The sequence below is a fragment of the Sulfitobacter sp. 1A13421 genome (assembly GCF_043557285.1).
In the GTDB taxonomy this organism is placed as follows: Bacteria; Pseudomonadota; Alphaproteobacteria; order Rhodobacterales; family Rhodobacteraceae; genus Sulfitobacter; species Sulfitobacter faviae.
In genome coordinates, this window is the sequence record NZ_JBIFFQ010000027.1 from 1 (window position 1) to 1,491 (window position 1,491).

Sequence of the window (1,491 nt, forward strand, 5' to 3'; positions counted from 1 at the left end):
TGGACGGGTTCTCGGTCTCCAGCTTCTCGCTCGCGCCGGACACGCCGGTCGGGCTGACCCAGCATTTGGGGCTCAGCCCGCGGTGGCTTGATACCGTGCCGACGGGCGGGGCCAGCGGGGTCATCGCGCTGCGCCGCGCGGCGCGGGCGGTGCAGGCGGGCGATGTCGACGTGGTGGCCTGCGTGGCGGGGGACGCGAACCGGATCGACAGCTTTCGTAACCTGCTCAGCGGCTTCTCGCGCTTTTCGATGGATGCGACCTTTCCCTATGGTTTCGGCGGCCCGAACGCGAGTTTCGCCCTGCTGATGGACCGCTACATGCAGGAATACCGCGCCACGCGAGAGGACTTTGGCCAAATCGCCGTGGCGCAACGCGCCAATTCGCTCTGCTATCCCGATGCGCTGATGAAAAGCCCGCTGACGCTTGACCAATACTTGAATGCGCGCATGATCTCAGACCCCATCGGGCTGTTCGACTGCGTCATGCCCTGCGCCGGGGCCGAGGCGTTTTTGGTCATGCGCGAGGATGAAGCCCTGCGGCGCGACCTGCCCTTCGCGCGGATCAGCGGCACCATTGAGCGGCACAACGCTTACCCCGAAGACCCGATGCAACTGCGCGGCGGCTGGGGCGTGGATATCGCTGAGCTCTACGAGATGGCGGGCCATGGGCCGGAGGGGGTCGATCTGCTGCAAACCTATGACGACTACCCGGTGATCTCGATGATGCAGTTCGAAGACCTCGGGTTCTGCGCCAAGGGGGAGGGGGCCGCCTTGGCCCGGCGGCGAGATCTGACGATCCACGGCGATTTCCCCCACAACACCTCGGGCGGGCAGTTGTCGGTCGGCCAAGCCGGGGCCGCGGGCGGCTATCTGGGGCTGGTCGAGGCGATCCGGCAGGTGACCGGGCAGGCCGAGGGCACACAGGTGGCCAACGCTCGGCGGGCCTTGGTCTCGGGCTTTGGCATGATCAACTATGACCGGGGCGTCTGTTCTGCCGCGGCGATCATCGAAGGGGGCGCGCCATGACCGACCCATTGACCCCGCCCCGAAAGAAGAACCCGCAAAAGCGCAGCAGGGTGCCGACGCTGCCGCCCGCGCAGCGGTCGCGCGCGGCCCTCGGCCTTGCCATCGCCGCCGGGCGCGGCACCTTCGCCTTGCAACACTGCGCCGATTGTGGGGCGGTGCAATACCCCCCGCGCGATGCCTGCTGCAAATGCCTGTCCGTCGCGCTGGACTGGCGCGAGACGGACCGCGCGGGCGAAGTCTTGGCCGAAACCACGATCCGCGTCTCGCCCGACCCGTATTTTCGGGAGCGGCTGCCTTGGCGCATCGGCACGGTGCAACTGGCCGCAGGGCCGGTGGCCGTGTGCCATCTGCATGGCGAGGTCGAGCGCGGTGATGCCGTGCGGCTGGCGTTGAAACTGGACCGGGCCGGGCAGGGGGTCATGGTGGCCCTGCCGCGAGAGGGAAGCGAATTGATGCAAGACGATCC

At 67.9% G+C, this 1,491-nt stretch carries 2 protein-coding genes; both read left to right on the forward strand.

The window, feature by feature from the left end; all coding sequences use genetic code 11:
• Positions 1-1,025, forward strand: a 1,025-nt coding sequence (locus ACGYLI_RS18085) for a thiolase family protein (protein WP_394420177.1), incomplete at its 5' end; no start/stop codon positions are given.
• Positions 1,022-1,491 (forward strand): Zn-ribbon domain-containing OB-fold protein (locus ACGYLI_RS18090; protein ID WP_394420178.1); only part of this gene is annotated, 470 nt, incomplete at its 3' end. The genes ACGYLI_RS18085 and ACGYLI_RS18090, both read left to right, overlap by 4 nt.